Source organism: Accumulibacter sp. (assembly GCF_029255145.1).
GTDB lineage: Bacteria > Pseudomonadota > Gammaproteobacteria > Burkholderiales > Rhodocyclaceae > Accumulibacter.
In genome coordinates this window covers 1-6,466 of the sequence record NZ_JAPUVQ010000049.1, presented here as the reverse complement: position 1 = coordinate 6,466, position 6,466 = coordinate 1, and the positions used below count along the sequence as shown (strand labels likewise).

The following is a 6,466-nucleotide window of genomic DNA, read 5'->3' as shown; positions in this document are numbered from 1 at the left end:
GCCGATCGGCGCCGTGACACTCAACCCGGAGCGTGACGAAGTCGTCTCTGCGGCCACCGCTCGCGCAAAAAGTATGCGTTTGGCAACATGAACTCAGGCGACAACTACCTTGACATTCACCGGTGCCCTGGGTGCTCGATCAGACGCCAGGTGAGCAACGATACTTGCTCACTCGGTGTCGGCAGCCGCTTTCTTTGCGGCCCGCAGCAGCGCCCTCCGGGCTTTCTCGGCCTTGATGTGCGCCAACGCCTGGGCCCGATTGCATTCCTTGCAATAGGAGTGCAGTCCGTCCGTGCTTCGCGAGTTCTTGTGAAACTCGATAACGGGCTTTTCTTGCTTGCACTTGACGCAGACCTTGGTGTTCATTGAAATTGCCGGGTCAGAGGAGACGTTGGGGAGTGGGTGGCCGAGCAGTGGCTTCGCCGGTCGCGGTGCGGCTTGCTGCAGGGACGGTGGCTCCGGCTCTTGGTCGGTTGTCATGTGGTGTGCCGAGTGCTCCCCCGTCCGGATTCGAAGCGATGAGGCCAGTCGGTCGATGCTGGGCGCTGGCTGGGTCGGCTGAGGGAGGGCGAAGGATTTCATCCGGTAAGGGTCCTGCAAGACTTGGGGTTGAAAGGGTTCAGGCGCTGTGGTGTTGGTGCGGCCAGTCGTGGCTACGCCGGTGTTCCTCCAGAGGAGCGCGCCGACCAGACCGATCGGATATAAGCAAAGACTATGCCGATATATAAGCGGTATTTATGTAATCATGTACTTAGCGTACCGGGAGGTTCCGTTTATCTCGATGCGGCAGATCATTCTGGCGCAGCTGTAAAGAAAGCTGACAGTCGCTAGTTTGCAGCGGACACCGCCTGGGTGAGGTGGCGATCGGTTGGGGGCAGGGTCGTCCGGGCCGGCACCGGCCATTGACGCAGCGCCGCTTGGTGGTGGCGGGTGACGCCGACGATCGCTGTTGTCGGCCGAGTCAGGCAGCCGGTGCGGGATGGCGTCCTTGGTCGAGGAGGCCATCGACGTCGACGGCGTCGGTCTGCTTGGGCTGCATGAATCGTCGGGCGTAGTCGAGATAAGCGCCGGAGCGCAGAAAGAGGGCGAAAACGTCCGGATCGATGTGCTGCCCGTGCTGCATTTGGGACATGATGGCGATGGCTTCGGACAGCGTCTTTCCTGTCTTGTACGGACGGTCGACCGCGGTCAGCGCTTCGAAAATGCCGGCGACCGCAATCATCCGCGCCAGCGGGCTCATTTGTTCGCCGGTGAGTCGTCTCGGGTAGCCGCTGCCATCGATTTTTTTTAAGGTGTCCTCCCGCAGTTTCAGGTACTTGCCGGAGATGTTTGGGGAAAGGCAGTTGCGACAGCATGACCAGCGTCTGCACGATGTGCTCGTGATCTTGTACCGTTCTTCGTCCGATAGCGTGCCGCGCGCCACCGCCAGATTGTAGAGTCGCCGCGGTTGTAGAGGAGCGCGGGGACGGCCATCCTTAATCCCCATGGATTGTCGTCCGCCAGTCGCTCCTGAGGGCATCGCGGAAAGACGTGCTCGGGTTTGTCGGCGAGCAGCGCCTCGGCGGCGGGCAAACGCGCGGCGGCCGTACGCGCCTTGCGCAGCTTTTCTTCGTTGGAGATGCCGATGCGGTCGTCAAGGGTGCGCCACCAGCTTCGCCTGGCGATCGCCTTGAGGCGATGGATTCTTTCCTGGGCCATGAATGCGCCGCCTTCGTTACAACTGGCGACGAACGCGAAGTCGTTGTTGAGTTGCTGCAGCTCGGCAGTCAGGCGGGCGCGCGCCGCGTGGCCGTCCTGGCCACCGACTACGGCCTGCAGGCAGCTGATTTCCGCATCACGCTTGAGTACTTCAAAGCGCATCCGTACCTCGTGGATCCGGTCATGAATGGTTTCCAGTTTGGTCGCCTTGTCCACCACGTATTCGGGTGTGGTGACCTTGCCGCAGTCGTGCAACCAGGCAGCCTCGTGCAGCGCCTCCCAGTCATCGGCGGTCAGCTGAAAGTCCCGGTACGTGCCATGGTCCTTGTCGCAGGCGGCACGTGCCAGCATCTTGGTCCGTTCCGGGACGCGTGCGCAATGGCCACCGGTGTACGGGCTCTTGGCGTCGATCGCCGCGGCGATAAGCTTGATGAATGCCTCGAAGAGATCTTTCTGCGCCTTGATCAGCGCCTTGCTTTCGAGCGACACCGCCGCCGATCCCGAGAAGGCTTTCACGAAGCTCAGGCGGGCCTTGTCGGTGGACACGTTGCACAGCAGCAGCATCGCACCGACCAGTTCGGCCTTTCGGTTGAGCAGTGGCACGGCTATGGCATCGCTGGCGCCAGCCAGGTCGGCGTTGGCGCCGCCGACCGTGGCGAGGTCCTCGGGCTGCAGGCGGCCGGCGCGTGCAACGCCGTCGTCGAGCGCTGCGCCAAGCAGCGGGCCGGCGCGCGCGACGTCGAGGACCCGGTAGCTCGCCCGCCAGTTCAGACCCCGTCGCGCTGAGCGCAGCGGCCGGTTTCAGTTGCGTCCCCTCGGCCAGATACAGAACGCCGACGCGTGCTACGGCTGCTGACAGTGTTTCGGCGAGAAGCCGTGGCAACAGCTGGTCGAAATTCTGCTCGGCGGCTACCGCATGGGTGACATCGAGAAAGCGGCGGACGGTGCGCTTCATCGCCTCCATGGTCTCCGCCAGCTGATGGACTTCCTTGATCGCCGAGTCGACAGCGATTGGCTGTGAGAAGTCGAAGTGGCGAATCTTCTCGGCCTCGGCGGCCAGACGGCCCAGCGAGCGTGAAATGCTGCGTGCGAGCAGCCAGGTGAAAGGAATCGTCAGCAGCAGGACGATCACGGTGGCGATCGCCGAATGCTCGATGAGCAGCCGGGCGCCGGCCATCAGGTCGCTTTCGGGAACTGCGGTGACCATGAACAGAGGCTGCGTTTCGTCCAGCCTCATGGGCTTATCGACGCTCGCCCCGCCGTCCCATCGATAGAAAGGCGCAGCGTCCGCGGTCCTTGTTGATGACCGCCCTTCTGCATTTCTGTCACGGCGGCCAGAAGCGGTACCAGTGCCGGAACCCCCAGTTCGTCCAGCCGTGCCAGCGACGGCCTGCCGTTGACCTCGAAGGCCGGGCGCACCAGTCTGGAGACGTCTTCGTAGGCCAGTGCGTAGCCTTGCGAGTCGACAATGACCAGTTCGTTGCCTGGCGTTGCCTTCTGTTTTGCCAGCGTCTGGCCGAGGCTGTGCAGCAGGATCTCCGCGCCGGCCACCGCTGGCCCGCTGCCGACCTGCATGGCCAGCGTGATACCGACCTGGGGGCTGGAAAAGAACAGGTAGGGCGGGGTCTTGATCTGCGCCGACGAGGCCATCGCCTCGGTGAACCAGATTCGTTGCCGCGGATCATAGGCTGCGGCGTAGTCAGGCCGGTCATCTTCGCGCAGCGTCTGCAGGGCAGCGTCGAGGTAGATGAAATGCCCGTGCGCTTGATCGCCGGCACGCTCGATGCTTTGCACGACATAGGTTGCGCCGGGCGGAACCTTGGCCGCCTCGCTCGGCGCGCCATGGCCGATACGGCCGACGAGAAAGAAGTCGCCATTGGCGTAGCCGACGTACAGCGATGACAGTGCCGAGGAACTGTCGAGCGCCTGCCGCAGGAATTGCAGGCTCTTGAGACGTTGTCCGAGCGACCTCGCCAGGGTCATCTGCTGCAGGCTCAGGAGGGTAGTTGCCACCTCGGCCGGTTCGACGATCCGTTGCATTGCGAGCTGCGCTTCACGGCTGATTCGCGTCGTCTGATCCGCAGCAGCCGCCTCCACCAGTTCGCTGCCGAGTTTGTAGCCGATTCCCGCCAGTACCGCGCAGACGACTACGATCAAGGCGACAAAAAAGCGTCGAGATGTGAATATGCAGCCGGTAGCGATGGTGCATTCACCTGCCCTCTGAGCGGCGTCGGAATGGTCAAGGATAGCCCAGGAAAGTGCTCTTGAGCGTCCATGTCATCACTGGAGGCGCGACGTGCGCACCGCAGCTTTCGTTGTTGGCGGCGTTTTTCCTGTGGGTGGTGGCTTGCCACCGCCGTTGCTTCGACAATGGAAAAATGCGCACGATGCGCGTTAGCCCGACGAGGCGTCAGCGGTCTGCAGCGAGCAAAAAAAAGCCGCGCTGTTGCGCGGCCTCCGGGCGATTGGATGGTCGCTCAGTGGAACTGTTCTTCCTCGGTCGAACCAGTCAGCGCGGTGACCGACGAGGCGCCGCCCTGAATCACTGTCGTCACGTCGTCGAAGTAGCCGGTGCCGACTTCCTGCTGGTGCGAGACGAAGCTGTAGCCGCGATCGCGCGCGGCGAATTCCGGTTCCTGCACTTTTTCGACGTAAGCGGTCATGCCGCGCTGGACGTAGTCCTGGGCCAAGTCGAACATGTGATACCACATGCTGTGGATGCCGGCGAGGGTGATGAACTGGTACTTGTAGCCCATCGCGCCGAGTTCCTTCTGGAACCTGGCGATCGTCGCGTCGTCGAGGTTCTTCTTCCAGTTGAACGACGGCGAGCAGTTGTAGGCCAGCATCTTGCCCGGGTGCTTGGCATGCACGGCGTCGGCGAACTGCCGTGCGAATTCGAGATCGGGCGTGCCGGTTTCGCACCACACGAGGTCAGCGTAGTCGGCGTAGGCGACTGCCCGCGAGATCGCTTGCTGGAGCCCCTTCCTGGTCTTGTAGAAGCCTTCCGAAGTGCGCTCGCCGGTAACGAAGGGCTGGTCGTTGGCGTCGCAGTCGGAGGTCAGCAGGTCAGCTGCTTCAGCATCGGTACGGGCGATGACCAGAGTCGGAACACCGCAGACATCAGCGGCAAAGCGCGCGGCAATCAGTTTCTGTACTGCCTCTTGCGTCGGCACCAGGACCTTGCCACCCATGTGGCCGCACTTCTTGACCGAGGCCAGCTGGTCTTCCCAATGCACGCCGGCAGCACCGGCGCGGATCATCGCTTTCATCAGTTCAAAAGCGTTCAGCACGCCGCCAAAACCGGCTTCGGCGTCGGCCACGATCGGCGCAAAGTAGTCGATGTAGCCCTTGTCGCCGGGGTTCAAATCCTTGGAGCACTGGATCTCGTCGGCACGGCGGAAAGAGTTGTTGATGCGCTCGACGACCTTCGGTACCGAATCCACCGGATACAGCGACTGGTCAGGGTACATCGCCGCGTAGGAGTTGTTGTCGGCGGCAACCTGCCAGCCCGAAAGATAGATCGCCTTGACGCCAGCCTTGACCTGCTGCATCGCTTGCCCACCGGTCAGCGCGCCGAGGCAGTTGACGAAGGGCTCGTTGTTGACCAGCGTCCAAAGTTTCTCGGCGCCACGACGAGCGACGGTGTACTCGATCGGGAAGGAGCCTCTAAGGCGCACCACGTCGGCAGCCGAGTAGCCGCGTTTGATGCCCTTCCAGCGCGGGTTTTCGGCCCAGTCTTTTTCCAGTTCGGCGATCTGCTGTTCTTTAGTGCTCATGATTTACCTTTCCAAAGAGTACGAGGTTGGCTTGGGACGATGGCCATGCCTGAGCGTGAAAAACCGATCGAGGCTGAATCGCCGTACGGGAGAAGCACGGAAGAAGCAGCCTCTAGGCGGGGAGAGCCCGGGCGACCAATGGCATCAAGTATAGAGGTGTTTGCTAATGCTGGCAACTGTCTTATATAAGACATAAGATATATTTTTTAACTCGGCAAAACAGCTGCTTGCCCTTTCCGTTCCGCATTGCGGGAGCAAATTTTCTTGCACGAAATCCTTGCAGCCTATGCCCGAGGTCTGGCCGGGGCGAAGGCCAACTCGGGCAGGATCATTTTCCAGCGTTGGCAGCGTGGCCGGTCGAGGTATTCGGGTGGGCTGCCCATGCGGTGGCGGATAATCACCGTGGCGACCGCAGGAGCTGCAGTCTCGCGGCCCGTAGCCGCTCCGGGCCAAGGCCGGAAACACCCATCAACTCGTCGCTCGACAAGCCCGCGTCGGGTGTCGCCTCGATCAAAGCTTCCTCCACCAGCAACTGCCGTTGGTAATCGCCTTGCAGCCCGGCACGCGCGGACTTCTGACGCGCCTCGTCCAGCGAAGCGACCCGCAGCGATGAAGTGAAGATCTGCACCTGATTCTCTTCGCGCGTCAGCACACTCGAGCCCAGCCACCGATCTCACGTTATGAAATTCCTCCGCAGGACTTGTCTCTATTGCGCGAATGATTCTGACATGTTGAAAGCGGCTGGAAAGTTGATATGGCGGCAGCGGACTGCGGCCCACATCGCTTTGACGCCGTTTTGGGTGACCCGGTAGAGGCGAGAGTTGGCGATCAGGCGGCTGGTTCGGTGCGTACGCCGCTTGATCTCTGCGGGGTCTTTGGGAGGAAGCGAGTAAAGCTTGCCCTGGAGATCGCGGTTGCGGAAGCCATTGATGGCGAACTCGCCGGCCAGCAGCGCTGTGAACAGCGCGACGTTTTCCGGAGTAACCGGGTTG

Annotated in this window: 6 protein-coding genes and 2 pseudogenes; all 8 read right to left on the bottom strand. The window is 62.0% G+C overall.

Annotated features, from left to right (window positions below; genetic code table 11):
• Positions 1 to 168 precede the first annotated feature (168 nt).
• Positions 169 to 366: a hypothetical protein gene (locus tag Q1L50_RS05355; protein WP_300336493.1), complete on the bottom strand. Its 198-nt coding sequence runs from the start codon at positions 364 to 366 to the stop codon at positions 169 to 171.
• A gap of 595 nt (positions 367 to 961) precedes the next feature.
• The gene (locus Q1L50_RS20005) at positions 962 to 1,423 is read right to left on the bottom strand and encodes an HD domain-containing phosphohydrolase (protein WP_366145213.1); all 462 of its coding nucleotides are present in this window, start codon (positions 1,421 to 1,423) and stop codon (positions 962 to 964) included.
• Positions 1,309 to 2,301 (bottom strand): hypothetical protein, encoded by a 993-nt coding sequence (locus Q1L50_RS05345; protein WP_300336495.1) that lies wholly within the window; start codon positions 2,299 to 2,301, stop codon positions 1,309 to 1,311. The genes Q1L50_RS20005 and Q1L50_RS05345 overlap by 115 nt, the downstream gene beginning before the upstream one ends.
• Positions 2,302 to 2,647: 346 nt before the next feature.
• Positions 2,648 to 2,875 (bottom strand): annotated as a pseudogene (locus tag Q1L50_RS20000) (HAMP domain-containing protein); the annotation flags it as partial.
• Between the two features lie 56 nt (positions 2,876 to 2,931).
• The gene (locus Q1L50_RS05340; RefSeq protein ID WP_300336491.1) at positions 2,932 to 3,855 is read right to left on the bottom strand and encodes a hypothetical protein; all 924 of its coding nucleotides are present in this window, start codon (positions 3,853 to 3,855) and stop codon (positions 2,932 to 2,934) included.
• A gap of 320 nt (positions 3,856 to 4,175) precedes the next feature.
• On the bottom strand, positions 4,176 to 5,474 hold the full coding sequence (gene aceA, locus Q1L50_RS05335) for an isocitrate lyase (protein ID WP_300336489.1): 1,299 nt from the start codon (positions 5,472 to 5,474) through the stop codon (positions 4,176 to 4,178).
• Positions 5,475 to 5,871: 397 nt separating this feature from the next.
• Positions 5,872 to 6,102 carry a hypothetical protein gene (locus tag Q1L50_RS05330; RefSeq protein ID WP_300336487.1) on the bottom strand — a complete coding sequence of 77 codons (231 nt, stop codon included), beginning with the start codon at positions 6,100 to 6,102 and terminating at the stop codon, positions 5,872 to 5,874.
• A gap of 78 nt (positions 6,103 to 6,180) precedes the next feature.
• Positions 6,181 to 6,466: pseudogene (locus Q1L50_RS05325) on the bottom strand (hypothetical protein); the annotation flags it as partial.

What these genes read in the sequence shown, in the direction of transcription:
- Q1L50_RS05355 (WP_300336493.1), bottom strand. Translation starts at nt 366, where the DNA reads ATGAACACCAAGGTCTGCGTCAAGTGCAAGCAAGAAAAGCCCGTTATC.
- aceA (WP_300336489.1), bottom strand. Translation starts at nt 5,474, where the DNA reads ATGAGCACTAAAGAACAGCAGATCGCCGAACTGGAAAAAGACTGGGCC.